This window comes from Roseovarius autotrophicus, from assembly GCF_018069895.1.
Classification (GTDB): domain Bacteria; phylum Pseudomonadota; class Alphaproteobacteria; order Rhodobacterales; family Rhodobacteraceae; genus Roseovarius; species Roseovarius autotrophicus.
This window is the reverse complement of the sequence record NZ_JAGQDH010000017.1, coordinates 1-25,095: the sequence shown is the minus strand read 5'-3', so window position 1 is coordinate 25,095 and position 25,095 is coordinate 1. Positions and strand designations below refer to the sequence as shown.

Genomic DNA, 25,095 nt, shown 5'->3' with positions numbered 1-25,095 from the left:
GTCATGTCAGGGAAAGGGAGGGCCGGGCGACCAGAGCCGCCCGGCGCGCGGCGTCAGTAGTTCGAGGTGACCTGAATGCAGGTGCTCGTCTCTGTGTTGAACATGCCGCAGTTCAGATCTTTCCAGTCGCTTTTCAACACGGCACTTTCGGGCAGGTAATCGGTCCAGGCATCGCCCGGCACCTCGTCGGTCTGACTGATGATGTCAAACTGCCCATCGGCGCGGATCTCGCCGATCAGCACGGGTTTCGACAGGTGGTGGTTGGCGTTCATCACCGCCATGCCGCCGGTCAGGTTGGGAAATTCCTGCCCCCACATCGCCGCGCGCACCGCGTCCACATCGGTGCTGCCCGCCTCTGTCACGGCATTCACCCACATGTTGAAGCCGATGTAATGCGCCTCCATCGGGTCATTGGTGACGCGCTTGGTATCGCCGATGAAGGCGTGCCACGCCTCGATGAAGGCGGCGTTTTCCGGCGTGTCGGCGGACATGAAATAGTTCCACGCCGCGAGATGGCCGACCAGTTCGGTCGTGTCGAGGCCCGACAGCTCCTCCTCGCCCACGGAAAAGGCGACGACCGGAATATCATCGGCGCTGACACCGGCGGCGGCCAGTTCCTTGTAAAAGCCGATATTGGCGTCGCCATTGATGGTTGAGATTACGCCGACCTTCTTGCCGCCCGCGCCGAGCGCCACCACATCGCCCACGATGGTCGCCCAGTCGGAATGGCCGAAGGGGGTGTAATTGACAAAGATATCCTTGGCGGCGATGCCCTTGGATTTCAGATAGGAATCGAGAATGTTGTTGGTGGTGCGGGGATAGACATAGTCCGTGCCCAGAAGCGCGAAGCTCTCGACGCCCAGTTCCTCGAGGAAGTAATCCACCGCCGGGATCGCCTGCTGATTGGGCGCGGCGCCGGTGTAGAAGACATTTTTCGACGATTCCTCGCCCTCATACTGGACCGGATAGAACATCAGCCCGTTCAACTCCTCCAGCACCGGAAGCGCCGATTTGCGGCTGACCGAGGTCCAGGAACCAAAGATCACGTCAACATTGCTCACGGTGAGCAATTCGCGCGCCTTTTCTGCAAAAAGCGGCCAGTCAGAGGCAGGATCAACCACCACCGCCTCGATCTGACAGCCCAGAAGCCCGCCCTTGGCGTTCTGCTGATCGACAAGCATCAGCACGGTATCCTTGAGCGTGGTCTCGGAAATCGCCATCGTGCCCGACAGCGAATGCAGCACGCCCACCTTGATGGGGCAGTCTTGCGCCAGCGCCGGGGCGGCGATGAGCGCGGTAGAGGTGGCCAGCCCGGCCAGCAGGGTCTTTCTCATGGTCTTGCGACTCCCTTGTCAGGGCTGCGCGGGCGGCAGGGGCGATTTGCCCGCTGTCAGGCTTGCGCGGCAGCGTCTCGGTTGCGTCGCGTCCGGGAGTATTGGTGGTGGCCGGAGCCGTCTGAAGAAGTGCCCGGACTGGCGAACAGCGCGACTCAAGCGTGCGCCTTGCCGTGCCGCCATCACATCGGGCCATTTCTCGACCCGCACATGCCTTAATGCCCGGTTTTTCAGCCGGATTTGGCGGGAATGCCTCAATCCAGGACAGTTGGCGGATATGCGCCCGTTGCTCGCCCGGCGTCCGTAGACACCCGGCAGGCGTGTCAGTCGCCCCGTCGCGCGGCGCGGACCCAGGCGACGATCATCGCGCGCGCGCTGTCCTCCATGGTTATTGCATTGGGCGGGGGCATGGCGTGGCTGAGCCCGGCCTGGAGGTAGATCTGGTCGGCATGACGGGCCACATCGGCCTCGGTTTCGAGAATCACGTTTCCGGGAGCCCGATTGATTCCGTCCCAAGACGGCTCTCGCGCATGGCACATGGAGCAGTTGCCGACCACGGCGAAATAGGCGTCTTCGAAGCCCTCTGCGGCGGCGAATGTCGCCTCATGGGGCGCCAGCGCGCGCGCCTCTGCGTCTTCAAGACTCTCGGTGCCGGAAAATGTCGAGAGCCATGCAATCGCCACCATGATCAGGACCGTGACGGCCCAGGTCCAGTGCGGCCCCGTCCCGGTCCTGTGCAGCGTGTTGAAATAGTGCCGGATGGTCACGCCGGTGAGAAAGATCAACGACGCGATGACCCAGGCGTATTCGGTGGCGAAGGCCAGCGGATAGTGGTTCGACAGCATCAGGAACACGACCGGCAGCGTCAGATAATTGTTGTGGGTCGAGCGCAGCTTGGCGATCTGGCCGTATTTCGCGTCCGGTGTCCGGCCCGCCTTGAGATCGGCCACGACAATGCGCTGGTTCGGCATGATCTGAAAGAACACGTTGGCGGTCATGATCGTCGCCGTGAACGCGCCCAGATGCAAAAGCGCGGCGCGCCCGGTGAAGATCTGGTGATAGCCCCAGGACATCGCCACGAGGATGACAAACAGCAGCAGCATGAGCACCGTGGGCCGCGCCCCGAGCGGCGATTTGCAGAGCGCGTCATAGGCCAGCCAGCCAAGCGTCAGAGAGCCGCCCGAAATCACGATCCCCTGCCATAGCGTAAGGTCGGCCTTGCTGGGATCAAGCAGGTAAAGCGCGCCCCCCACCCAGTACAGCATCATCAGAAGCGCAACACCCGAGAGCCAGGTCGCGTAGCTCTGCCATTTGTGCCAAGTCAGGTGCTCGGGCATCCGGGCCGGGGCCACGAGATACTTGACGGTGTGGTAAAAACCGCCGCCATGCACCTCCCATTCCTCGCCATAGGCGCCTTCGGGCAGGGCGGGGTTGGGTTTCAGCATCAGGTCGAGCGCGATGAAGTAGAACGACGCGCCGATCCACGCCATCGCCGTGACCACATGCAGCCAGCGCACGGAAAAGGCGATCCAGTCCCAGAGAACTGCGAGGTCATACATGGCCATCCTCCCGAATGTCGAACTCCCGTGTACTCTAGGCGAGATCGAATTCCTCTGGTATGACCGAGAAAAGCCAAGCAGTCTCAAAAAATTCCGAACAATGTCCTATCTCGACAATATCCGCACCTTCGTCCGCGTCTACGAATTGGGCAGCATGTCCGCCGCCGGGCGCGACTTGCGGATTTCGCCGGCGGTGACGTCCTCGCGCATCTCGCAGCTTGAGGAGCATCTCGGGGTGCGCCTGTTTCAACGCACCACCCGCAGCCTGACGCCGACCGAGCAGGGGCAATCCTTCTATCGCGGGGCGAGCGAGATCCTTGAGGCGGTGGAGCGTGCCGAGGCGCAGATCGTCAACATGACCGAGAATCTCAGGGGCACGCTTTACGTGGCTGCGCCGCTTGGAGTCGGGCGTCGCCTGATCGCGCCGAAAGTGCCCGAGTTTCTCGCAGCCTATCCCGAGGTCAATGTGCGGCTGCGGCTGACCGACCGCAGGGTTGACCTCACCACAGAGGGGCTTGATCTGGCGTTCTTTCTTGGTCAACCCGAGGACAGCAACCTGCGTATCCGCAAGATCGCCGATGTGGCGCGCATCCTTTGCGCCTCGCCCGAATATGTCGTGCGGCGCGGGATGCCCGAGAGCGGCGACGACCTGATCGCCCAGGGGCATGACTGCCTTAACCTGCGCTTTCCCGGCGCGACCGAGTTTCAGTGGCTGCTTTCCACGCCCGAAGGGCCGAAGCGGTTTCGCGTCACGGGGCGCTGCGAATCCGATGATGGCGATGTGCTGACCGATTGGGCGCTGGCGGGGCAGGGGGTCGCGCTGAAACCCGTTTTCGAGATCGCAGACCACCTGCGGGCGGGTACCCTCGTGCCGGTGGCCACGCGCACCCCGCCAGAGCCAATCCAGATGGCGTGCCTGTTCACCCATCGTCGCTGGCAGGACCCGAAAACGCGCCTTTTCATGGAGTTCATGGTCGAACGCATCGCCGCAACGATCCGCGCCACCGAGACAGCGCGCTAGGGTGGGTCTGGTGACGGTCGGGAGGCCGGATTTTGAGTTGCAACGATGCAACCCGCACAATCGTTCGAGTATTTTGCACCATAAAGTGCCACGTGCGACGATCAGGGCGCCCACCCGCAGTCGGGCCCTCGCGCGACTTTCTAACCCGGTTTCACCGCCTGGGACAAATCCGCTCTGCCGAAAGACAGATTCGCATGTTTCTTGAAAAACGTCCCCGATTTTCTGGTTTATGCGTGGGGTGGACCAGGAGGGGCCTGACGTGACACGTCATCCCCATGGGATGAGCCGCAGACCGGACCAGCCGCGCGCCTTTCTGAGAGTGCCGGCGCAGTTCGTCGTCATCGACCGTATCGGCACGGGGCTGAACCTCGAGGAACACCGCTTCGAGCGCGAAATCCTGATCGAGGAACGATCGCCCTCAGGCGACGCCCGCGCGCAGACAGTCGTGGATATGGACCAGACCGCAAAGCCGGTTATCGTCTTCCACTACGAAAAGAGCGCCGATCTTGTGGCGGTTCATCAGGCCGAGCGCCTCGGACAGCAGCATGTCGGGGTTGGCGGTGCGTGGATCGCGGGTGGCGACCTCGCCGGCGTTATGGCCCATCAGTCCGTCTAGGTTACGCCGCAGATCGCCATCGGTGATGACGCCTTGCAGGGTGCCGTCCTCGACCAGTGCCGCGATGCCGAAGCCCTTTGCGCTCATCTCGATCAGCGTCTCGCCCATGGGCGTCGCGGGCGTGACCTGCGGCAGCGCCGCGCCGCTGTGCATCACGTCACGCACGCGCAGGAACTGCGCCCCCAGCTTGCCGCCGGGGTGAAAGACGTGAAAGGCGTCAGCCTTGAATCCGCGCTCCTCCATCAGCGCGACGGCCAGCGCATCGCCAAGCGCCAGTGTGCAGGTGGTCGAGGTGGTGGGCGCCATGCCGATGGCGCAGGCCTCGGGCTTGTCCGGCAGGATCAGCGCCACATCGGCCTGCCGCGCCAGCGTGCTGCCCGCCACCCGCGTGATCGCGATCATCGGAATGTCGAAGCGGCGGGTGTATTGAATGAGGTCCGACAACTCCCGCGTCTCGCCGGAATTGGACAGCAGGATACAGACATCGCCCGGCGCGACCATGCCCAGATCGCCATGGCTTGCCTCACCGGGATGCAGGAAAAGCGCGGGCGTGCCGGTCGAGGCCAGCGTGGCGGCGATCTTGCGCGCGATATGGCCCGATTTGCCCATGCCCGAGGTGACGACACGCCCCTTTGCGCCAAGGATTATCCGCGTTGCGCGGGCAAAGCCCTCGGGCGGGCAGTCGGCCATCGCCATCAGCGCCTCGGCCTCGGCGCGCAGCACCCGCGTTGCCACGCCGCGTATCCTGTCGTGGTCCATTCTGTCCGTCACCGTCATCGCCCCCGCGCCTTGCATCACGCGCCCCGCTCTAGCGCCAGAAACCCGCACGGTCCAGCCCAACCGCGCGCGCGGCGGCTCACCCGTTCCACGATGCCGGCCCGATCCGCCCGACGATGGCCAGATCCGCCACCAGGCGACGGGCGGCGATCCCGTCGGCAGGCGGCGATCCCGTCGGCAGGCGCATCATTGTCCATGGCCGGGTTCTCGGCCAGAATGCGAGCGGACGGCAGCCGCTATCATTTCGGCATCCGCCTTCAGGGCGATGGCGAAACCGTGTTCTTCAACGTGTGAGGCCCTATCATGACCACCCCCTGCATCCTGTGCGTGGCGATCACCGGCTCGGTGCCCACCAAGGCCGACAACCCCGCCGTACCGGTCACCATCTCCGAGCAGATCGAAAGCACCCACGCGGCGTTCGAGGCGGGGGCCAGCATCGCGCATTGCCATGTACGCGACGATGACGGCCACCCCACCTCGGACCCCGAACGGTTCGCGCGGCTGAAAGAGGGGCTGGAGCGGCATTGCCCCGGCATGATCATGCAATTGTCCACCGGCGGGCGCTCGGGCGCGGGGCGCGCGCGGGGCGGGATGCTGCCCTTACGCCCCGACATGGCCTCGCTCTCGGTGGGATCGAACAATTTCCCCACCCGCGTCTACGAGAACAGCCCCGATCTGGTGGCCTGGCTTGCCGCCGAAATGCGGACCCATGAAGTGGTGCCGGAGATCGAGGCGTTCGATCTGAGCCATATCCTCCACGCGATCCGGATGCACGGGGCGGGGCTGCTTTTTGGCCCGCTCTATGTGCAATTCGTGATGGGGGTGACAAACGCCATGCCCGCCGACCGCGAGGTGTTCGATTTCTACGTCACCCTCATGCGCACGCGTGCGCCCGATGCCAACTGGTGCGCCGCCGGGATCGGCCCCAATCAGGTCGTGGTCAATGAATGGGCCATCGCGGCGGGGGGCCATACGCGCACCGGGCTTGAGGATAACGTGCGGCTGGATCGTCATACGCTTGCGCCCTCCAATGCCGCTTTGGTCCGTCGCGCGGCGGACCTGTGCGAGAAATACGAGCGCCCTGTCGCCACCTGGCGGCAGGCGCGCGAGATACTCGGCCTGCGCCCGGTCGCGGCCTGAGACCAGGAGAAAGCCGCCATGTTCTTCGCCACGCTCGAGGTGCTGGATGGTTGCGGCAACCTGGCCTTCGAGGCGGCCTTTACCCGTGCCCTTGGCACGGCCGGCGTGATCCCGGCCCGCCATGCAGCGGAGGTTGCCCGTCACATCAAAGCCTTTGTGCCCGATCTCGATGACTTGCGCGATGGTCTGTCGCTCCCGGCCCTTGTGGCCGCGCTCAAGGCCACCATTCCCGACCCGGACACTTTCAGTTCAATGCGACACGCCCTGGCCGGTCTCTGACCGCAGGGCCACATCGCCAAGCCCTGCAATCCGGCCTTGGGCGGTCAGGGGCGGCATCACCCATGGCAGCCCGTTGAGCGAGCCGGTGATGACAACATGCCCCACCTTGAGCCCGCCGCAATGCGTGCCGATCACGCGGGCGAGGGCGCAGAGGGTGGCAAAGGCGTCGCCACCGGGCACCTGCGCCGCACCGTCAAGCAGCGTCTCGGAGCCAAGGCGGAGCCACGCCCCGGCGCGGGTCACATCGACGCCCTGCCAGTCGCGCAGCGGCGCACCGAGCACGACCGCGCCGTTGAGTTGATTGTCGAGCATCTTGAGCGCCGCGCCCGCACCCTTGGGATCGGCAAGGCGGCTTTGAACCAGTTCGAACGCGGGCAGGAGTTCGACGGCCTCCTTGAGGCGGGTCTCGAAATCGGGGAGGTCGGGGGCAGGCGGTGGCGCGGTCAGGCGAAAGGCGTATTCGAGTTCGATGCCCACCTCTGCGCCGCGCTCACAGGTGATCACGGCAGGGCTGTCGTGGATGTCGCGCGCCATGATTGGCGCGATCACGATGGGGGCATCGGGCGGGCAGGCCACCTTGAAGCCGCCAACCGGGCCAAGCCGCGCGGCGACTGCTTCCTGCACTGCGAATATGCGCGCCCGTGTCAGTCCTTCGCCCGCGGTTTCCGGTAGTTTAGGACCACCCTTGCGCGCCGCAATCAGCGCCTCCACAAGAGGGTCGGTCATGGCGTGATCACCGCACCCGAGGCGATCATTGCCTCGATCTCGTCCGGGACATACCCGGCCTCCTGCAGCACCTCGCGGCTGTGCTGGCCAAGGACCGGCGCGGGGCGGTGGATATGCGCGGGCGTTTCGCTGAACTTGACCGGGTGGCCAAGGGTCTTGACCGGGCCTGCAACGGGGTGATCCACCTCGACGATCATGTCGCGCGCGTGCGCCTGTGGATCAGCCTGCATTTGCAGGATATCGAGCACGGGACCGGCGGGTAAACCGGCGTGTTCCATCCGCGCAAGCCAAACCCCCGAAGTTTCGTGGCGCAGATAATCGTTGAGGATTTCCTCTAACGCCTTGAGATGCTGCATGCGGTCGTGGTTGGTGGCAAAGCGCGGGTCGTCGTTCAACGCGGGTGCGCCGATCACGTCGAGAAACCGCAGCCAGTTGCGCTGGTTGGCGGCACCCACATTGATCCAGCCATCGGCGGTCTGGAACGCCTGATAGGGGCCATTGAGCGGATGCGCGGACCCCATCGGTCCGGGGGCCACGCCGGTGGCAAAGGCGATCGCCGATTGCCAGTAGGTCTGCGTGATCGCCGCCTCGAACAGCGAGGTATCGACCTTCTGCCCCTGTCCGGTTTGCAGCATGCGGGCATAAGCGGCAGAAACCCCCATCGCCGCGACGATCCCGGCGGTGATGTCCGAGACCGGCGCGCCGGTCTTGACCGGCGGACGCCCCGGCCCCTCGCCGGTGATCGACATCAGGCCCGACATGCCCTGCGCGATCAGGTCAAAGCCGCCGCGTTCGGCATAAGGTCCGGTGCGGCCAAAGCCGGAGATTTCGCAATAGATCAGGCGCGGGTTGATCGCGCGCAACTCGTCATACCCCAGTCCCAGCCTTTCCATCGTGCCCATGCGGTAATTCTCGATCACCACATCGGCCTCTTCCAGCAGGCGGTGCAGCACGGTCACGGCTTCTGGATTCTTGAGGTCGAGCGCCAGCCCCCGCTTGTTGCGGTTCATCATCATGTAGGCCGCGGATTCGCCCTTGATCGCGGGTGGGACAAAGCGGCGGCTGTCATCGCCCTCGGGCTTTTCCACCTTGATCACATCCGCGCCCATATCGGCCAGCATGAGACCACAGACCGGCCCGGCCATGATATGGGCCAGTTCGATCACCTTCATTCCCGCGAGGGGGCCGGTTGCCGTCATTCGCCGCTCCATTCCGGGGGCCGCTTGGCGAGGAATGCTTCCATCCCCTCGCGGAAATCGCGGCTCATGTAACACATCTCGATCAGGTCGGTGTCCTCGACGCGGGTGGCGGCGCCGACGCGGCGCATCGCTTCCTTGGTGGCGCGCAGGGTCAGGGGGGCCATCTCGCCAAGGGTCTCTGCCAGTTCCGCAGCACGGGCCATCAACGCCGCCTCATCCGCGAGCACTTCGGAAATGAGGCCACAGCCCTGCGCCTCCTCTGCACCGATCAGACGGGCGGCAAAGATCATTTCGCGCACGCGGCCCGTGCCCATGAGCGCGGCCAGTCGCGCGAGATTGGCCGCCGACAGGCAGTTGCCCAGTGTCCGCGCGATGGGAAAGCCGAACCTGAGGTTGGCCGTCGCGATGCGGATGTCGCAGACTCCGGCAATCGCCGCGCCGCCACCGGTGCAAGCGCCGGTGATCGCGGCCACCGTGGGCAAGGGGCAACGTTCGACCGTCTCAAGGATCCGCTCCATCCGCTCTTCGTAGTCAAGCGCGTCCTGTGGGCAGGAAAAGGCGCGGAACTGTGTCATGTCGGTGCCGGCGGCAAACGACTTGCCGCCCGCGCCATGGATCACCACGGCGCGGATGCTGCCATCGGTGGGCACCTCGCGGCAGAGGCTTGCCAGCCCCTCATACATGCCGAAGGTCAGCGCGTTTCGCGCTTCGGGGCGGTTGAAGGTGATCCAGAGGGTGTGCCCCCGGACTTCGGACAGGATTTCGCTCATGGGTCCCCTCAGCGGTAGAAATATTCGACGAGGAACAATGGCACCGCAGGCACATAGGTGCAAATGATCAGCACCAGAAGCAACACGAGGATGAACCAGACATTGACCTTGGACACTTCCCAGATATTCGCGCGCGCCACCGCGCAGGCGGTGATCAGCACCGAGGCCACCGGCGGGGTCTGTTGGCCGATGGCAAGGTTCAGCGTCACCACGAGGCCGAAATGCACCGGGTCGATTCCTGCCGCCGTGATCAGCGGGATCACGATGGGCACCACGAGGATGATCGCCGCAGCCGAATGCAGGAAAAAGCCGATGATCAGGAAGAAGAAGTTGAGGATCAGCAGGATCATCCATTGCTGATCGGTGATGTTGAGAATGCCCTGTGCCAGGTGCTGCGGGATCTGCGCGCGGGTGAGAAACCCGCCCATGAGCACCGAGGCCGCCACCAGAAGCATGACCACCGCCGTCTGCATCCCGCCATCGAGCATGGCGCGGCGCAGATGCTTGAGGTCGATCTGGCGATACCAGACTGACACCGCGATTGCGGCCAGCACGGCCAGCCCCGCCGCCTCGGTCGCGGTGACAAAGCCGCCGAAGATGCCGCCGAGGATGATCACCGGCAGGGCGAAAGCGGGCAACGCGTCCATGAAGGTCTCGCGCAGGCGGGGGATGTTGAACGCCTCTTCCGTGGGCAGGTTGTAGCGGCGCGCGAAAATATAGGCCACCAGCATCAGCCCCGACGCTCCCAGTAACCCCGGCACCACGCCCGCGACGAAAAGTTGCTCCACCGAGGTATTGGCCGATGCCGCATAGAGGATCATCGGGATCGACGGCGGAATGATGATCGCCAGCGAGGCCGAGGACGAGGTGACGGCGGCCGAGAGTTCCTTGGAATAGCCGCGCTTCTTCATCTGCGGAATGAGAATCGATCCCATCGCCGCCACATCCGCCACCGCGGAGCCCGAGATTTCGGCGAAAAACAGCGACACGCCGATATTGACCATGGCAAGCCCGCCGCGAATGAAACCGATCAGCGCCGAGACGAAGTTGATCAGCCGGTCGGTGATGCCGCCTGCGTTCATGATCGCGCCCGCAAGCACGAACATCGGAATGGCAATGAGCGAGAACTTGGTCGATCCGCCATACATGTCGAGCGCGATGGTCACGAGACTGCCCGCGCCCTCGGTCACCAGAAGCCCGAGCACTCCGGCCAGGGCCAGCGCCACGGCAATCGGCACGTTGATGCAGATCATCGCCAGAAGGGCCAGGAAAATTGCCAGCATCAGCATCAGCTGCGGTCCTTGTTCTTTTGCATCTCGGTTTCGACCTCTTCCTCGATCTCGGCATGTTCGAGCGAGATGCCGCGCGCGGTCTTGGCCCAGTAATCCGGCAGACTCAGGAGTTGGCAGATCACGAACAGGACTGCTCCGACCGGAATCACCGATTGGGTGAACTGCACGGGCACCCAGGTGAGCGACACGAGCCGGTCGCCCTCGAGAACCTCAAGCACCTGAAACCCTGCCCGCGCCATCAGCACGAAGAAGGTCAGCACCAGCGCCTCGCCCACCACCACTGCCACCATGCGCGTGCGTGGCGGCAACGCCAGAAGCACCGTGTCAAAGCCGATATGCCGCCGGTGCAGCGCCGCCAGAGCCGCGCCATAATAGGTGATCCAGGCCAGCAGGATCGCAGCCACCTCGTCATACCACGAAAAGCTGCGCCCCCCGAGCCGCGCGATCACCGCGACGACAACGACCGAGGTCAGCACGATCATCAGGAACACCGTGAGCCATTCCAGCAGGCGGCTGGCAATCCGGTTGGTGCGTTGGAGTAAAGCGTTCATTTGGGTCCGCGTTCCGCGTCATTGCGCCGGGGCGCGGGTTGTGCCGCGCCGGTCGGGGATCGTTTCGAGATGGGCCCGGCGACCCGGATGCGGGGTCGCCGGGCGATGGCTCAACTGGATTGTCCGAGCGCAAGGACCGCGTCGATCAGTTCCTTGCCGCCCTCGACTTCGGCGGCGAAGGCGTCATAGACCGGCTTGGACGCAGCGATGAAGGCGTCCTTGTCCGCCTCGTTCACGGCAACGCCCGCCGCCTTGATCACGTCGAGCAGATCGGTTTCCATCTGCGCGGCCGTCTCGTAGGTGAAGGTCTGGGTTTCACCCGCGCAAGCGCCCAAGGCCGCCTGCACCTCGGAGGGATGCCTGTCGAACTGTTTCTTCGATGCGAGAATATACGCCGGCGTATAGACATGCCCGGTGACCGAGAGGTATTTCTGAACCTCCTGGAACTTGGCCGAGGCGATCTGGGCATAGGGGTTCTCCTGCCCGTCGATCACCCCTGTCTGGAGCGCAGTGAACACATCGGAAAAGGCCATCGGCGTCGGGTTTGCCCCGTATTGCTGGAACATCTTCACCCGCCATTCGCCATTGGGCGTGCGCAGCTTGATACCCTTGAGATCCTCGGGCGTGTTGATCGGCCGTGTGTTGTTGGTGATGTGGCGAAAGCCGTTCTCGGCCAGCCCGACGATGTGATAGCCGTTGCCCTGCGCCGCGCTTTGGAATTTGTCCATCATCGCGTCCTGCACCCGGCGCATGTGGTCGCGATCCTTGATGATATAGGGCATTTCGAACACGCCGAATATGCCGCTGACCGAGGACATGATCGAAGAGGGCAGCGCGAAATCCACCTGCCCCAGCTTGAGCTTCTGCAAAAGCTCCTTGTCGGTTCCAAGCTGCGACGAGCCGAATGTCTGCACCTCGACCTTGCCACCGGATTTCTCGGCCACGCAGGCGGCGTAATGGTTGACGGTCGCCTCGAACAGCGAACCGGGCGCGCCAACATGGCCAAACCGAAGCGTGGTCTCGGCGGCGGTGACGGGCAGCGCGGCAAAGGATGCCACGACCGCGGCGATGATTGTCTTTTTCATTGTCTTCCTCCCTTGGTTGTCACATGGCGCAGTCATGAGCCGCGCGGTGGTCTTGTCCTTCTTCCTGGGTTGTGGGCAGGCTCCTCCTTCCTGCCCGCGACCGGTTTTCATGACGTTTCAGGCGGCGGCGCGATCCTGTGAGAACTTCTCGCCCAGAACCGCCATTGCGGCCTGAACCCCGCCCGCCCGGTGCGGCACGCCCGCATCGCGCAGGCCCATTTCCACGCCTGCGAGGGTGCCGATCAGCATCAGATCGTTGAAATCGCCCAGATGCCCGATGCGGAACACCCGGTCCGCCACTTTCGAGAGGCCATTGCCAAGCGACATGTCATAGTTGCGCAAGGTGACGGCACGGAAATTGTCGGCGGAATGCCCCTCGGGCATCAGAACGGCGGTCAGCACCGGCGAGCGGTCGGATGCGTTCTTGCAGAGCACGTCAAGCCCCCAGGCATCAACCGCCGCGCGTGCCGCTGCCCCGTGCCGCCGGTGGCGGGCGAAAACGGCCTCCAGCCCCTCCTCCTCCAGCATGTCGATGGCCTCGTTCAGGCCATAGAGCAGGTTGGTCGCGGGGGTGTAGGGGAAATAGCCGGTGTCGTTCGGGCCGGCCATTTCCGCCCAGCTCCAGTAGGAGCGTTTCAGCCCGGCGCTTTCGGACGCCTGCATCGCCTTGTCGCTGACCGCGTTGAACGACAGGCCCGGCGGCAGCATCAGCCCCTTCTGCGAGCCGGAGACGGTGACATCGACGCCCCAGTCGTCATGGCGATAGTCGATCGAGGCGAGCGAGGAAATCGTATCCACCATCAAGAGCGCGGGGTGATTGGCGGCATCCATCGCGCGGCGCACGGCGGCCACGTCGGTAACAGAGCCGGTCGAGGTCTCATTGTGCACGACACAGACGGCCTTGATCTCGTGGCCGCTATCCTCGCGCAAGCGCGTCTCGATGGCGCCCGCATCGGCCCCGCTGCGCCAGTCGCCTTCGATGAAAACCGGGTTCAGCCCCAGTTTTCCCGCCAGCTTTTGCCACAGCATCGCGAAATGGCCGGTCTCATACATCAGCACCGTGTCACCGGGCGAGAGCGTGTTGACCAGCGCCGCCTCCCAGGCGCCGGTGCCCGAGGACGGGTAGATCACCACACGCGCCTCGGTTCTGAAGATGCGCTTCATCCCTTCCAGCGCCTTGCGCCCGACCTCGGCAAAGGCGGGTCCACGGTGATCCATCGTCGGATAATCCATCGCCCGCAGGATGCGGTCAGGCACGTTGGACGGCCCCGGAATTTGCAGAAAATGGCGGCCAGCACCCATTATCGTCCCCCCCATGCCACGACATCGCCCCCCGCAAGGCGCCGAGTGCGACAGACTCGGCTTGGGGGCGATTTATGTTGAATTGAATTATGCATTCAATATTCTGTCAAGACATATCTCAACCCTTCACCGGATGCGGGGACCATGCTCGACAGCACCATTCAAGACCACCTTCGCCGCGAGGTGCAGGGCGAGACACTGTTCGATCCCTTCACACGCGGGCGCTATGCCACCGATGCCTCGATCTATCAGATCATGCCCGCAGGCGTGATCGTGCCGCGTGTGGCCGGGGATATCGCCGTGGCGCTGGACGCGGCGCGCGGGGCGGGGCTGCCGCTGACGATGCGCGGCGGCGGCACCTCGCAATGCGGGCAGACGGTGAATTCGGGGCTGATCGTCGATTGCTCGAAATACCTCACCCGTATTCTGGAGCTGGATGTCGCGGGGCGGCGCGCGGTGGTAGAGCCGGGGATCGTTCTGGACGATCTGAACCGCGCATTGAAACCGCATGGCCTGTGGTTTCCGGTCGATGTCTCGACCGCCTCGCGCGCCACGATCGGCGGCATGGTGGGCAACAATTCCTGCGGCTCGCGGTCGTTGCGCTATGGCACGACGCGCGACAATGTTGAGCGGATCAAGGGCTATCTTGCCGATGGCACGCCGTTCGATTTCGGCCCTGGCACCGGCAGCCGCGTGCCGGAACCCCTCCTGCGCCAAATGCTGGATCTGGGCGCGCGCGAGGCGCGCGAGATCGCCGCGCGGTTTCCCAAGGTGCAGCGCCGCGTGGGGGGCTACAATATCGACGCGCTGGTGCCCGGTGCCGCGCCCGTCAACCTTGCCCATCTGCTGATCGGGTCCGAGGGGACGCTGGCCACTTCCACCGCCATCGAGATCAAACTCTCGCCGCTGCCCTCCAAAACCCGCGTGCTGGGGGTCTGCCATTTCCCCACCTTCCGCGCCGCGATGGAGGCCGCGAAACCGCTTGTGGCGCTTGGCCCCACCTCGGTCGAACTGGTGGACAGCACCATGATCGACCTCGCCCGCGCCATCCCGATCTATGCCAGAACGCTGGAGCAATTCGTGCGCGGACAACCGGCGGCAATGCTGTTGGTGGAATTCGCCGATACCCCGCCAGAGAACGCGGAAAACATGGTGCGCCTGGCCGACACGATGTCGGACCTCGGCTATGGGTTCGGCACGGGCGGCGCGCATGAGGGCGGCGTGGTCGAGGTCTGGGACATGACCCTTGCCGCCGAGATCGGCGAGTTGCGCAAGGCAGGGCTGAATATCATGATGTCGATGAAGGACGCGGGCAAACCTGTGTCCTTCGTCGAGGATTGTGCCGTGCCGCTGGATCATCTGGCGGATTATACCGACCGGCTGACAGAGGTGTTTCATAGCCACGGCACCACCGGCACATGGTATGCCCATGCCTCGGAGGGGTGCCTGCATGTGCGGCCCGTCCTCAACCTCAGGCTGGAGCAGGACGTGCGCAAGATGCGCGAGATCGCGGAAGCCGCGTTCGAGATGGTGCGCGAATACAAAGGCTCTCATTCCGGCGAGCATGGCGATGGCATCGTGCGCTCGGAGTTTCATGGCGCGATGTTCGGGCCGCGCATCCTAAAGGCTTTTGAGGAGGTCAAGGCGGCGTTCGATCCCGACGCCCGCCTCAACCCCGGCAAGATCGTCCATGCGCCGAAAATGGATGACCGGACCCTGATGCGCTATCCGCCGGGCTATGATTTCGCCGATCTGAAAACCGGCCATGACTGGTCCGCCTGGACCGGCAAGGGCGCTGGATTTCAGGGCGCGGTCGAGATGTGCAACAACAACGGCGCGTGCCGCAAGCTCTCGGGCGGGGCGATGTGCCCCAGCTACCGCGTGACCCGCAATGAGCGCGATGTGACGCGAGGCCGCGCCAACACGCTGCGGTTGGTGCTGTCGGGGCGGTTGGGCAAGGACGCGCTTTTCTCCGACGAAATGGCCGAGACTTTGAGGCTTTGCGTGGGCTGCAAGGCCTGCAAGCGCGAATGCCCGACCGGCGTCGATATGGCCCGGATGAAGACCGAGGTGCTGTATCAGCGCGGGCAAAAGCTGGGTTTCGGCCTGCGCGCGCGGCTCATTGCCGAGATGCCGCGCTATGCGCGCGTGGCCGTGGCGCTGCGCGCCCTCATCGCGTTGCGCAACCGGGTGCCGATGCTGGCGGCGCTGAGCGAACGGCTGACCGGGCTGGCGCGGGGGCGGTCGCTGCCGCTGTTTCGGGGGGATTATTTCAGGGATTCAGAGATCAGACGCGCCCGGACTTCGCGCAAGGCGGGCAAGGTCATTCTCTTTACCGACACGTTCAATCGCTGGATGGAGCCGGAGATCCCGCGCGCCGCGCTGCGCGTGTTGGCGCGCGCCGGATATGAGGTGATCACCGCCCAGGCGCCCGGTCGCCCGCTCTGCTGTGGGCGCACCTATCTGGCGGCGGGCATGATCGAGCAGGCGCGCGCCGAGGCGCGGCGCACGCTGGCGGCGCTCTTGCCGCATGTGCGCGCGGGCGTGCCGGTGGTGGGGCTGGAGCCTTCATGCCTTTTGACCCTGCGGGATGAGTTTCTCACGCTCTTGCCGGGGGACGACGCGCGGCTCTTGTCGGAAAACGCCTTTCTCTTCGAGGAATTCATCGCCCGAGAGGCGCGCGCCGGACGGCTTGATTTGCCGCTGGCCGATCTGGGGCAGACCGCCCATGTCCACGGCCATTGCCACCAAAAGGCGGCGGGGGTGATGGGCGATATGGGCGCGGCTATGGCGCTGATCCCCGGTCTTGACCCCAGGACCATCGAGAGCAGTTGTTGCGGCATGGCCGGGGTCTTTGGCTATCAGGCGGAAACCATTGATGTCTCGCTCAAGATGGGGGAGTTATCGCTGTTGCCTGCGGTGCGTGCCGCCGCGCCCGATGATCTCTTGATCGCCAATGGCACCTCTTGCCGCCACCAGATCGCCGATGGCACCGATCGCCGCGCGCTGCATATCGCGGAAATCTTCGACAGGGCGTCGGAAAATGCTGTAAGGGAGGGGCGCACAGATGGACAGTTCCGGTAACGAGGCCCCGATGAACGAGTTGAGATCTGAACCCATCGGCCGCACCGCGCTGGCCGTCGAAATCACGAACCGCCTTCGCCAGATGATCCTGGAAGGCCTGTTGCAGCCCGGCGAGAAGATCAACGAAAAGGCGCTGACCGAGCAGTTCGGCGTCTCGCGTACGCCACTCCGGGAGGCGCTCAAGGTGCTGGCCGCCGAGGGGTTGCTGGACCTTATCCCGCATCGCGGCGCTGTGATCACTCGCCAAAGCGAGGCGGAACTGGCCGAGGTGTTCCGGGTGCTCGCGGCGCTCGAGGGGCTGGCGGGGGAACTGGCGACCGAGAACGCGGATGATGAGGCGCTGGACGAGATCGAGGCACTGACCCGCGATCTGCGCACGAGCTTCGACAAATCGGACAGGCCGACCTATTTCCGTATCAATCAGGCGATCCACAAGGCGATTCTGGCGGCAACGGGCAGCGATACGCTTTTGCGGTCGCACGAATTGCTGGCCTTTCGCGTGCAACGCGCGCGCTATCAGGCAAATCTGACATCCGCACGCTGGCGCGCGGCGGTCGAGGAACACGAGGCGATCGCCGCTGCCTTGCGGGCGCGCGATGCGAACCGGGCGGGCAGCCTGATGAAGATGCACCTGTTGAGCAAGTTCGCCGCCATCCGCGCCAAGGGTTGAGAGCGGTCTACGGCGGTCTTATCCCTTGGCGCCCTGCTTGCGCGCATAGACATCCTGGTATCGTATGATGTCATCCTCACCCAGATAGGGGCCGGTCTGGACCTCGATCAGGACCATCGGCACCTTGCCGGGGTTCTCCATCCGGTGCACCGCACCCAGGGGGATATAGACCGACTGGTTCTCGGTCACGAGTTGCACCTTGTCGTCGATGGTGACCGTGGCTGTGCCCTCGACCACGATCCAGTGTTCCGAGCGGTGGTGGTGGCTCTGAAGGCTGAGCGCCGCGCCGGGGTTCACATGGATGCGCTTGACCTGAAACCGGCCGCCGGTGGCAAGGCTCTCGAACCAGCCCCAGGGGCGATAGTCGCGAGGTAGGGTCTCGGCCTGCGATGCGCCCGCTGCCCGGAGCGCGGCCACCGCCAGTTTTACATCCTGCGCGCGGTCCTTGTGGGCGACCAGAACGGCGTCGGGCATGGCCACGGCGATCACATCGCTCAGGCCAATAGCCACCAGCACCTGTTGCCCCTCCTCGGCCCGCAGCAGGCTACCGGTGCAGTCGATGGCCGTGGCAGGCCCGGAGGTGACGACGCCAGCCTCATCCGGCCCGCTCTCGCGCCAGACCGCATCCCAACCACCAAGGTCTGACCATGCGCCACCATATGGAACAACGGACAGGTTGTCGGCCTTTTCCATCACCGCATAGTCGATGGAAATCGCGTCGCAATCGGCCCAGGGACCGGCAGCAAGGCGCAGGAAATGCAGATCGCGCTCGGCCTCGGTGAACGCGCGTGCGACCGCGGCCAAGAGCGCGGGCTGATGGGTCTTGAACGCTTCAAGAATGGTGACGGTGGAGAACAGGAAAATCCCCGCGTTCCAAAGATGCATCCCCCCGTCCAGAAGCCGCGCTGCCGTGGCCGCGTCGGGTTTTTCCACAAAACCCCGGAGGGACTGAGGCACCGGGGCAAAGCCTGCCTCCGGCGCCGAGCTCAGAGCCAGCCAGCCATAGCCGGTCTCGGGCCGGTCCGGGCGGATACCGAAGGTCACAAGCTGGCCCGTCTCCGCCGCCGGTATCGCCGCCCTGACCGCCGCGCGGAACATCTCCGCGTCGGGAATGACGTGATCGGAGGGGGCGACCAGCATCAGCGCTCCGGGCGCGCGCGACTCCAGTTCCAGCGCCGCCGCAAGGATCGCGGGCGCGGTGTTGCGCCCGTCCGGCTCGATCAACGTGGCGGCGGCGGCGATTTCGACCGCAGCCAGTTGTTCGGTCACGACAAAGCGATAATCCGAAGCCGTGATGACCGCGGGCGCGGCAAAACCCGGACCGGACAGCCGCCGCGCCGATGCCTGGAACAGGCTTTCCTTGCCGGTCAGTTGTGTGAACTGCTTGGGATAGCTCTTGCGCGACAAGGGCCAGAGCCGCGTGCCCGATCCGCCACAGAGCAGAACCGGGTGAATATCTTTTGCCATGTGCCGCTTCCTTGTCTGCCTCAGCCGCGAAACGTGTCCCTGTGTTCCAGAAACCAGCGATAGGTCTCCGCGATCCCTTGTTCCAGCCCGATCCGCGCGCGCCAGCCCATCTCTGCCAGGCGGCTGACATCCATCAGCTTGCGCGGGGTGCCGTCGGGCTTGGTCGGGTCGGTGGTGATCCGCCCGTCAAAGCCCGTGACGCGCGCCACCATCTGCGCCAGATCCAGTATCGTCACGTCCTGACCGGTGCCCACGTTGATATGGCTCAGCATGGGGGCGGTGTTGGCCTCGTAGGTGGCGCGGTCGAGACCCAACACGAAAAGCGAGGCCTCGGCCATGTCATCCACATGCAGGAACTCTCGCATTGGCCGCCCGGTGCCCCAGATCACCACCTCGTCCTGCGTTTGCGCGCGCGCCTCGTGAAAGCGGCGGATGAGCGCGGGCAGGACATGGGAATTCTCGGGGTGGAAATTGTCACCCGGTCCGTAGAGATTGGTCGGCATGACCGAGCGGTAATCGGTCCCATGCTGCCGGTTGTAGCTTTCGCAGAGCTTGATCCCGGCGATCTTGGCAATGGCATAGGGTTCGTTCGTGGGTTCCAGCGGGCCGGTCAGGAGCGCGTCCTCGCGCATCGGCTGCACCGCCTCGCGCGGGTAGATACAGCTTGAGCCAAGTTGCAACAGTCTCCGCACCCCCGCCGCATGGGCCTGATGGATCACGTTGCATTCGATCATCAGGTTTTCATAGATGAAGTCGGCCGGATAGGTGTTGTTGGCATGGATGCCGCCCACCTTGGCGGCGGCAAGGATCACCACGTCGGGACGCTCGGCCTGCATGAAGCCGCGCACAGCGGCCTGATCGGTCAGGTCAAGCTCTGCATGGCTGCGCGTGAGCAGGGTCGCGCCGTCCCCCCGTGCGCGCAGCCGCCGAAGGATCGCCCCTCCCACCATGCCGCGATGACCGGCCACATATATTTTCATTGCGCTTATCCCTCGAAGCTTACCGGCATGTCCATGCCATGCTCCTTCAGCAGCGCGTGGCGCCGCGCGGTGCGCAGGTCTTCGACCACCATCTCGGCGCACATCTGCCGCGCGGTGATCTCTGGCTCCCAGCCCAGTTCGGCCTTGGCCTTCGACGGATCGCCCAAAAGCGTCTCGACCTCGGCGGGGCGGAAATAGCGCGGGTCTATGCGCATAATGATATCGCCCGTGCGGACCGCCGGGGCCTTGTCGCCGCTGACGGCGGCGACGGTGGCGACCTCATCGACGCCCGCGCCAGAGAATTCCAGCTTGATCCCCAGTTCTTCGGCGGTCCAGCGGATGAACTCACGCACCGAATATTGCTGGCCGGTGGCGATCACATAATCCTGTGGCGCGTCCTGTTGCAGCATCATCCACTGCATGCGCACATAATCCTTGGCATGGCCCCAGTCGCGCAAGCTGTCGATATTGCCCATATAAAGGCACGGCTCCAGCCCCTGCGCGATATTGGCCAGCCCGCGGGTGATCTTGCGGGTCACAAACGTCTCGCCGCGGCGCGGGCTCTCGTGGTTGAAGAGGATGCCGTTGCAGGCATAGATCCCATAGGCCTCGCGGTAATTGATGCAGATCCAGTAGGCATAAAGCTTGGCCACGGCATAGGGCGAGCGTGGGTGGAATGGTGTCGTTTCGCGCTGTGGGATTTCCTGCACCAGCCCGTAAAGCTCTGATGTGGAGGCCTGGTAGAAACGCGTGACCTTCTCCAACCCGAGAAAGCGTATCGCCTCGAGCAGGCGCAGGGTGCCGATGGCATCCACATCGGCGGTGTATTCGGGGGCCTCGAAACTGACTGCCACATGGCTTTGTGCGCCGAGGTTATAGACCTCGTCGGGGCGTACCTCGCTCAGGATGCGGGTCAGGTTCGAACTGTCGGTGAGATCGCCGTAATGCAGCTTGAGCCGCTGATGGTTGGAATGTGGATCCTGATAGATGTGGTCGATCCGCTGGGTGTTGAACAGCGAGGCGCGTCGCTTGATGCCATGAACCTCATAGCCCTTTTCCAGCAGGAATTCCGCCAGATAGCTGCCGTCCTGCCCCGTGATGCCCGTGATAAGTGCCCGTTTCATGTGCTCTTGCTTCTCTGTCCTGGCCCGTGATCCAGCGTGTTATTGATCCTACGACACCGGATTGCGGTGCCGCGTCAAGGCCGCGGGCATAACCCCTGCCTTGCACCTTCGATAGCATATTCTGCCGGAGGGGGAACCGTGACCTGAAAATTCAATCCATGGCAGAAAATGCTGTTGCAGACCCGCACAGGAGGTGATTGACGCGAAGGAATTGGCTGCTACCAAGCACCATGCTCAGCGTGTTCCTGCAAACCCTGCCATTCTTTCTGATCATCGGCCTTGGATACGGGGCCGGGCGGACCGGGTTCTTTTCGCAGGAAGGCACGGCGTGGCTGACGAAATTCGTGTTCTACTTTGCGCTTTCGGCCATGCTGTTCCGGTTCTCGGCCAACCTCACTCTGGGCGAGGTGCTCGACTGGCAGGTGGTGCTGGCCTATCTCGCGGCGACCTCGGTGGTCTATGCGCTGGCGACCGGGGTGGCGTATCTGCGGCGGCTGCGGATCGAGGAGGCGGCAATCGAAGCGCAATGCGCGGTGATCGGCAATGTCGGTTTTCTCGGCGTGCCGATGTTGGCCATGCTGATGGGGGAGGCGGCCATCGGCCCGGTGATGCTGGTGCTGGCGGTCGATCTGCTGGTCTTCGGATCGTTGGTGGTGATCCTCATTACCGGGGCCCGCGACGGCCGCATGTCGGTGCGCATTCTGGGCAGTATCGGCATGGGTCTCTTGCGCAATCCCATGATCGTGGCGATTGTGGCGGGGTTCGCGTGGTCGGCGCTGCGCCTGCCGATTCCCGAAACGATGAACGCCTTTCTGGCCATTCTTGGCGGTGCGGCGACGCCCGGCGCACTCTTTGCCATCGGCGCGTCGCTGGCGGCCAAATCGGCCGAGCGGCCGCATGTGGCTGCGTGGCTTTCGCTCTGCAAACTGGTGCTGCACCCGGCGGCGGTGGCGGTCTCGGTGCTCTGGCTCTTCGACGTGCCGCCCTACACGGCGGCGGTGGTGATCGCGGCAGCGGCGCTGCCGGTGGCAGGCAATGTGTTCATCATCGCGCAAAGCTATGGCGTCGCGCCGCGCCGGGTGTCTTCGGCCATCCTTATTTCCACCGTGGCGGCGGTGGTCACGGTGGCGCTGGTAATCGGCTGGACGAGCGCGCGTTACTGAGGCGCGCGCGCCCGGCCACTTCCCCCGACCCCTCCGCTCTGACATACTGTGCCCCAACCCATAAAAGCAAAGAGCAGCGGCATGAATGATCTCCTTAGCCCTTCCACAGCCTCCGTCTATGACGCCTCTGCCATTCAGGTGCTCGAGGACATGGAGCATGTCCGCCTGCGCCCCGGCATGTATATCGGCGGCAAGGATGACCGGGCGCTGCATCACATGGTGGCCGAGATCATCGACAACTCGATGGACGAGGCCGTGGCGGGCCACGCCACATGGATCGAGGTGGAACTGCACGAGAACGGCCATGTCAGCGTGCGCGACAACGGGCGCGGCATCCCGGTCGATCCGCATCCGAAAAGCCCTGACAAGAGCGCGCTGGAAATCATCTTCTGCACGCTCAACGCGGGCGGAAAGTTCTCCGGCGACAGCTATCAGACCTCGGGCGGTCTGCACGGCGTCGGCTCCTCGGTGGTCAATGCGCTGTCGGATCACCTCAGCGTGGAGGTGGCGCGGGGTCGAGAGCTTTACCGCATGAATTTCTCGCGCGGCGTGCCGCAAGGCCCGCTGGAGCGGGTGGGCAGCGCGCCCAACCGGCGCGGCACCTCCGTCACCTTTCACCCCGACCCCGAGATATTCGGCTCGCTCCGGCTCAAGCCCGCGCGCCTTTTCAAGATGGCGCGCTCCAAGGCCTATCTGTTTTCGGGCGTGGAAATCCGCTGGAAAACCGATATCGCGGATGGCGAGACGCCGCTTGAGGGGGTGTTCAAATTCCCCGGCGGCCTTGCCGATTACCTGAACGAGACGCTTGGCGGCGCCACCACCTATGCCGAACGCCCCTTCACCGGCACGGTGGAGTTCCGCGAGAAATTCGGCGTGCCGGGCAAGGTGGAATGGGCGATCAACTGGACGCCCTCGCGCGACGGCTTTCTCCAGTCCTATTGCAACACCGTGCCCACGCCCGAAGGCGGCACCCACGAGGCCGGGTTCTGGGCGGCGATCCTCAAGGGGATCAAGGCCTATGGCGAGTTGGCCAATAACCGCAAGGCTGCGCAGATCACCCGCGAGGACCTGATTTCGGGCGGCTGCGCGCTGGTCTCCTGCTTTATCCGCGAGCCCGAATTCGTCGGTCAGACCAAGGACCGGCTGGCCACGACCGAGGCCGCGCGTATGGTCGAGGGCGCTGTGCGCGACCATTTCGACAACTGGCTGGCGGCGGACACCAGATCGGCGGGCGCGATCCTCGATTTCCTGGTGCTGCGCGCCGAGGAACGCCTGCGGCGGCGGCAGGAGAAAGAGACCGCGCGCAAGACCGCGACGAAAAAACTGCGCCTGCCCGGCAAGCTGGTGGATTGCACGGCCTCGTCACGCGAGGGGACAGAGCTTTTCATCGTCGAGGGCGATTCGGCGGGCGGTTCGGCCAAGATGGCGCGAGACCGGCGCACGCAGGCGCTTTTGCCGCTTCGGGGCAAGATCCTGAATGTGCTGGGCGCGGCGTCATCGAAGCTCGGCAGCAACCAGGAGATCAACGATCTGTCGCAGGCGCTTGGCGTGGGGCTGGGGACGAAGTTCAACCTCGACGACCTGCGGTACGACAAGATCATCATCATGACCGACGCCGATGTCGATGGCGCGCATATCGCGGCGCTTCTGATGACGTTCTTTTTCACGCAAATGCGCCCGATGATCGATGCGGGCCATCTCTACCTCGCCTGCCCGCCTTTGTATCGGCTGACGCAGGGCGCGAAACGGGTCTATTGCCTGGATGAGGCCGAGCGCGATCTGTGGCTGGAAAAGGGCCTTGGCGGAAAGGGCAAGATCGACGTCTCGCGCTTCAAGGGCCTGGGCGAAATGGACGCCAAGGATTTGAAAGAGACCACGATGGACCCCGCCTCTCGCAAACTCATCCGCGTGACGATAGACGAGGATGAACCGGGCCAGACGGGTGATCTGGTGGAACGGCTGATGGGCAAGAAGCCGGAACTGCGGTTCCAGTATATCTCGGAGAATGCTAGATTTGTGGAGGAGTTGGATGTATGAGCCAGATGTTCTTCAGGGATCAGGGTACAAATTCGAGCCAAGGAAAGATCTGCAAGATAAACATAACTACACTCGTCATGTGTTCATTGAACCCGACGGCTCAGTGCATGAAGTAGTTAGGCTGAACGTATTGGATGACCGTGCACGAGAAGACATTATTGGTTTTCACTTTTGCCAACAATACGCGCAAATCTACTACGCAGATAGCGATGAGCAGCCGCAGTTCTATGTCGTTAGGCGCGACGATCCTTGGGATATGCATTACGTTTTGCATGATGGTAATACGTTTAACTTAGAGATCTGCCGCATAGCGGACCGGGCCTTATTGAAAGCAATTAAAGCAGAAAACGACTGTATGATTTTACTGCGGAAGAGTGTGTTGAGGGGCTTTGAGGTCAATAAAATCGAGAAGCATTTTCCCGGCACCATTCCAAAAGATATTGCTGATGCTGTTAAGATGGAAAGAGGAAAAAGACGACACTATCATATTGGAGCTGAGGACATGGGTCCGAAGATGTTTTTGCGCCCGCCAATGAATCCAAGAATTGATTTGAAAGAAGCGTTAGTTTCAGCCATCCAAAAGAAAACATCTAAAAAACATCGTGCTAAAGATGAAACGGTGCTGGTTCTGGACAACTTAACAACCCACGCATCGCCAGACGATTTTTTTGATGCACTTGAAGCAGTAAAGGTAGAGATTGATATGACGCCGTTCCCGTCAATTTGGCTTTACACTGGCTATTATAGCGACGACGATGGGCGCAATTGCGAATTCAGTATAATTCCGTTGAAAGGTAAGCGCGACGCCGATCCCCTCCTGCCATTTCTGACTTGATCCAGCCATTCTGTGCGCATGCGCGTGACGGAGGGTTTGGATTTTGGAAGTAGACGGCAAAATGGGCGTCCATTTGGACGGCCC

At 63.6% G+C, this 25,095-nt stretch carries 21 protein-coding genes; 8 read left to right on the top strand and 13 right to left on the bottom strand.

The window, feature by feature from the left end; genetic code table 11:
- Nucleotides 1–53: 53 nt before the first annotated feature.
- Nucleotides 54–1,334: an urea ABC transporter substrate-binding protein gene (urtA, locus tag KAK09_RS14475; RefSeq protein ID WP_210879651.1), complete on the bottom strand. Its 1,281-nt coding sequence runs from the start codon at nt 1,332–1,334 to the stop codon at nt 54–56.
- A 323-nt stretch (nt 1,335–1,657) separates the two neighbouring features.
- Nucleotides 1,658–2,893, bottom strand: coding sequence for a urate hydroxylase PuuD (locus tag KAK09_RS14470; RefSeq protein ID WP_210879650.1), 1,236 nt, complete (start codon nt 2,891–2,893; stop codon nt 1,658–1,660).
- Between the two features lie 100 nt (nt 2,894–2,993).
- On the opposite strand from KAK09_RS14470, the gene KAK09_RS14465 reads away from it, so the two are divergent.
- Entirely contained in the window at nt 2,994–3,914 is a 921-nt protein-coding gene (locus KAK09_RS14465; protein ID WP_210879649.1) for a LysR family transcriptional regulator, read from the top strand.
- Nucleotides 3,915–4,332: 418 nt separating this feature from the next.
- Here the strand turns inward: KAK09_RS14465 and KAK09_RS14460 are convergent, their stop codons facing one another.
- Entirely contained in the window at nt 4,333–5,307 is a 975-nt protein-coding gene (locus KAK09_RS14460) for a KpsF/GutQ family sugar-phosphate isomerase (protein ID WP_418895537.1), read from the bottom strand.
- Between the two features lie 303 nt (nt 5,308–5,610).
- Here KAK09_RS14460 and KAK09_RS14455 point away from each other — a divergent pair, with 303 nt between their 5' ends.
- Nucleotides 5,611–6,447, top strand: a complete 837-nt coding sequence (locus KAK09_RS14455; protein WP_210879648.1) for a 3-oxoadipate:acetyl-CoA acetyltransferase — start codon at nt 5,611–5,613, stop codon at nt 6,445–6,447.
- Nucleotides 6,448–6,465: 18 nt separating this feature from the next.
- Nucleotides 6,466–6,726 carry a hypothetical protein gene (locus tag KAK09_RS14450; RefSeq protein ID WP_210879647.1) on the top strand — a complete coding sequence of 87 codons (261 nt, stop codon included), beginning with the start codon at nt 6,466–6,468 and terminating at the stop codon, nt 6,724–6,726.
- On the opposite strand, the gene KAK09_RS14445 is transcribed toward KAK09_RS14450, so the two are convergent.
- The 7 genes from KAK09_RS14445 to KAK09_RS14415 all read right to left on the bottom strand — a co-directional run bounded on the left by KAK09_RS14445 (nt 6,697) and on the right by KAK09_RS14415 (nt 13,651).
- Entirely contained in the window at nt 6,697–7,452 is a 756-nt protein-coding gene (locus KAK09_RS14445) for a 2-keto-4-pentenoate hydratase (protein WP_210879646.1), read from the bottom strand. The genes KAK09_RS14450 and KAK09_RS14445 overlap by 30 nt on opposite strands.
- Entirely contained in the window at nt 7,449–8,651 is a 1,203-nt protein-coding gene (locus KAK09_RS14440) for a CaiB/BaiF CoA transferase family protein (RefSeq protein ID WP_210879645.1), read from the bottom strand. Before KAK09_RS14440 ends, KAK09_RS14445 begins: the two co-directional genes overlap by 4 nt.
- Nucleotides 8,648–9,421, bottom strand: coding sequence for an enoyl-CoA hydratase/isomerase family protein (locus KAK09_RS14435; RefSeq protein ID WP_210879644.1), 774 nt, complete (start codon nt 9,419–9,421; stop codon nt 8,648–8,650). The genes KAK09_RS14440 and KAK09_RS14435 overlap by 4 nt, the downstream gene beginning before the upstream one ends.
- Nucleotides 9,422–9,429: 8 nt before the next feature.
- Nucleotides 9,430–10,710, bottom strand: coding sequence for a TRAP transporter large permease (locus tag KAK09_RS14430; protein WP_210879643.1), 1,281 nt, complete (start codon nt 10,708–10,710; stop codon nt 9,430–9,432).
- Entirely contained in the window at nt 10,710–11,264 is a 555-nt protein-coding gene (locus tag KAK09_RS14425; RefSeq protein WP_210879642.1) for a TRAP transporter small permease, read from the bottom strand. The genes KAK09_RS14430 and KAK09_RS14425 overlap by 1 nt, the downstream gene beginning before the upstream one ends.
- A 110-nt stretch (nt 11,265–11,374) precedes the next feature.
- Nucleotides 11,375–12,349, bottom strand: a complete 975-nt coding sequence (locus tag KAK09_RS14420) for a TRAP transporter substrate-binding protein (RefSeq protein ID WP_210879641.1) — start codon at nt 12,347–12,349, stop codon at nt 11,375–11,377.
- 117 nt (nt 12,350–12,466) lie between these two features.
- Entirely contained in the window at nt 12,467–13,651 is a 1,185-nt protein-coding gene (locus KAK09_RS14415) for a pyridoxal-phosphate-dependent aminotransferase family protein (protein WP_210879640.1), read from the bottom strand.
- A gap of 144 nt (nt 13,652–13,795) precedes the next feature.
- Between KAK09_RS14415 and KAK09_RS14410 the strand changes: the two genes are divergently transcribed.
- Nucleotides 13,796–16,735, top strand: a complete 2,940-nt coding sequence (locus KAK09_RS14410; RefSeq protein WP_210879639.1) for an FAD-binding and (Fe-S)-binding domain-containing protein — start codon at nt 13,796–13,798, stop codon at nt 16,733–16,735.
- The gene (locus tag KAK09_RS14405) at nt 16,719–17,405 is read left to right on the top strand and encodes a GntR family transcriptional regulator (protein WP_210879638.1); all 687 of its coding nucleotides are present in this window, start codon (nt 16,719–16,721) and stop codon (nt 17,403–17,405) included. The genes KAK09_RS14410 and KAK09_RS14405 overlap by 17 nt, the downstream gene beginning before the upstream one ends.
- An 18-nt stretch (nt 17,406–17,423) precedes the next feature.
- On the opposite strand, the gene KAK09_RS14400 is transcribed toward KAK09_RS14405, so the two are convergent.
- The 3 genes from KAK09_RS14400 to gmd are packed head-to-tail and all read right to left on the bottom strand — an operon-like array spanning nt 17,424 to nt 20,976.
- Entirely contained in the window at nt 17,424–18,872 is a 1,449-nt protein-coding gene (locus KAK09_RS14400) for a mannose-1-phosphate guanylyltransferase/mannose-6-phosphate isomerase (protein ID WP_210879637.1), read from the bottom strand.
- Nucleotides 18,873–18,892: 20 nt separating this feature from the next.
- Nucleotides 18,893–19,852: a GDP-L-fucose synthase gene (gene fcl, locus KAK09_RS14395; protein WP_247651300.1), complete on the bottom strand. Its 960-nt coding sequence runs from the start codon at nt 19,850–19,852 to the stop codon at nt 18,893–18,895.
- Nucleotides 19,853–19,857: 5 nt separating this feature from the next.
- A complete protein-coding gene (gene gmd / locus KAK09_RS14390) occupies nt 19,858–20,976 on the bottom strand; it encodes a GDP-mannose 4,6-dehydratase (protein WP_210879636.1) in 1,119 nt (372 codons plus the stop codon).
- A gap of 230 nt (nt 20,977–21,206) precedes the next feature.
- Between gmd and KAK09_RS14385 the strand changes: the two genes are divergently transcribed.
- The 3 genes from KAK09_RS14385 (at nt 21,207) to KAK09_RS14375 (ending at nt 25,011) form a co-directional block, all read left to right on the top strand.
- Nucleotides 21,207–22,139, top strand: a complete 933-nt coding sequence (locus KAK09_RS14385) for an AEC family transporter (RefSeq protein WP_210879683.1) — start codon at nt 21,207–21,209, stop codon at nt 22,137–22,139.
- Between the two features lie 81 nt (nt 22,140–22,220).
- Nucleotides 22,221–24,176, top strand: coding sequence for a DNA topoisomerase IV subunit B (gene parE / locus KAK09_RS14380; RefSeq protein ID WP_210879635.1), 1,956 nt, complete (start codon nt 22,221–22,223; stop codon nt 24,174–24,176).
- On the top strand, nt 24,169–25,011 hold the full coding sequence (locus KAK09_RS14375) for a hypothetical protein (protein WP_210879634.1): 843 nt from the start codon (nt 24,169–24,171) through the stop codon (nt 25,009–25,011). The genes parE and KAK09_RS14375 overlap by 8 nt, the downstream gene beginning before the upstream one ends.
- The last annotated feature ends 84 nt before the right edge of the window (nt 25,012–25,095 follow it).

Excerpts from the sequence above, each read along its gene's own strand:
- urtA (WP_210879651.1), bottom strand. The coding sequence starts at position 1,334 with ATGAGAAAGACCCTGCTGGCCGGGCTGGCCACCTCTACCGCGCTCATC.
- KAK09_RS14470 (WP_210879650.1), bottom strand. The coding sequence starts at position 2,893 with ATGTATGACCTCGCAGTTCTCTGGGACTGGATCGCCTTTTCCGTGCGC.
- KAK09_RS14465 (WP_210879649.1), top strand. The coding sequence starts at position 2,994 with ATGTCCTATCTCGACAATATCCGCACCTTCGTCCGCGTCTACGAATTG.
- KAK09_RS14460 (WP_418895537.1), bottom strand. The coding sequence starts at position 5,307 with ATGACGGTGACGGACAGAATGGACCACGACAGGATACGCGGCGTGGCA.
- KAK09_RS14455 (WP_210879648.1), top strand. The coding sequence starts at position 5,611 with ATGACCACCCCCTGCATCCTGTGCGTGGCGATCACCGGCTCGGTGCCC.
- KAK09_RS14450 (WP_210879647.1), top strand. The coding sequence starts at position 6,466 with ATGTTCTTCGCCACGCTCGAGGTGCTGGATGGTTGCGGCAACCTGGCC.
- KAK09_RS14445 (WP_210879646.1), bottom strand. The coding sequence starts at position 7,452 with ATGACCGACCCTCTTGTGGAGGCGCTGATTGCGGCGCGCAAGGGTGGT.
- KAK09_RS14440 (WP_210879645.1), bottom strand. The coding sequence starts at position 8,651 with ATGACGGCAACCGGCCCCCTCGCGGGAATGAAGGTGATCGAACTGGCC.
- KAK09_RS14435 (WP_210879644.1), bottom strand. The coding sequence starts at position 9,421 with ATGAGCGAAATCCTGTCCGAAGTCCGGGGGCACACCCTCTGGATCACC.
- KAK09_RS14430 (WP_210879643.1), bottom strand. The coding sequence starts at position 10,710 with ATGCTGATGCTGGCAATTTTCCTGGCCCTTCTGGCGATGATCTGCATC.
- KAK09_RS14425 (WP_210879642.1), bottom strand. The coding sequence starts at position 11,264 with ATGAACGCTTTACTCCAACGCACCAACCGGATTGCCAGCCGCCTGCTG.
- KAK09_RS14420 (WP_210879641.1), bottom strand. The coding sequence starts at position 12,349 with ATGAAAAAGACAATCATCGCCGCGGTCGTGGCATCCTTTGCCGCGCTG.
- KAK09_RS14415 (WP_210879640.1), bottom strand. The coding sequence starts at position 13,651 with ATGGGTGCTGGCCGCCATTTTCTGCAAATTCCGGGGCCGTCCAACGTG.
- KAK09_RS14410 (WP_210879639.1), top strand. The coding sequence starts at position 13,796 with ATGCTCGACAGCACCATTCAAGACCACCTTCGCCGCGAGGTGCAGGGC.
- KAK09_RS14405 (WP_210879638.1), top strand. The coding sequence starts at position 16,719 with ATGGACAGTTCCGGTAACGAGGCCCCGATGAACGAGTTGAGATCTGAA.
- KAK09_RS14400 (WP_210879637.1), bottom strand. The coding sequence starts at position 18,872 with ATGGCAAAAGATATTCACCCGGTTCTGCTCTGTGGCGGATCGGGCACG.
- fcl (WP_247651300.1), bottom strand. The coding sequence starts at position 19,852 with ATGAAAATATATGTGGCCGGTCATCGCGGCATGGTGGGAGGGGCGATC.
- gmd (WP_210879636.1), bottom strand. The coding sequence starts at position 20,976 with ATGAAACGGGCACTTATCACGGGCATCACGGGGCAGGACGGCAGCTAT.
- KAK09_RS14385 (WP_210879683.1), top strand. The coding sequence starts at position 21,207 with ATGCTCAGCGTGTTCCTGCAAACCCTGCCATTCTTTCTGATCATCGGC.
- parE (WP_210879635.1), top strand. The coding sequence starts at position 22,221 with ATGAATGATCTCCTTAGCCCTTCCACAGCCTCCGTCTATGACGCCTCT.
- KAK09_RS14375 (WP_210879634.1), top strand. The coding sequence starts at position 24,169 with ATGTATGAGCCAGATGTTCTTCAGGGATCAGGGTACAAATTCGAGCCA.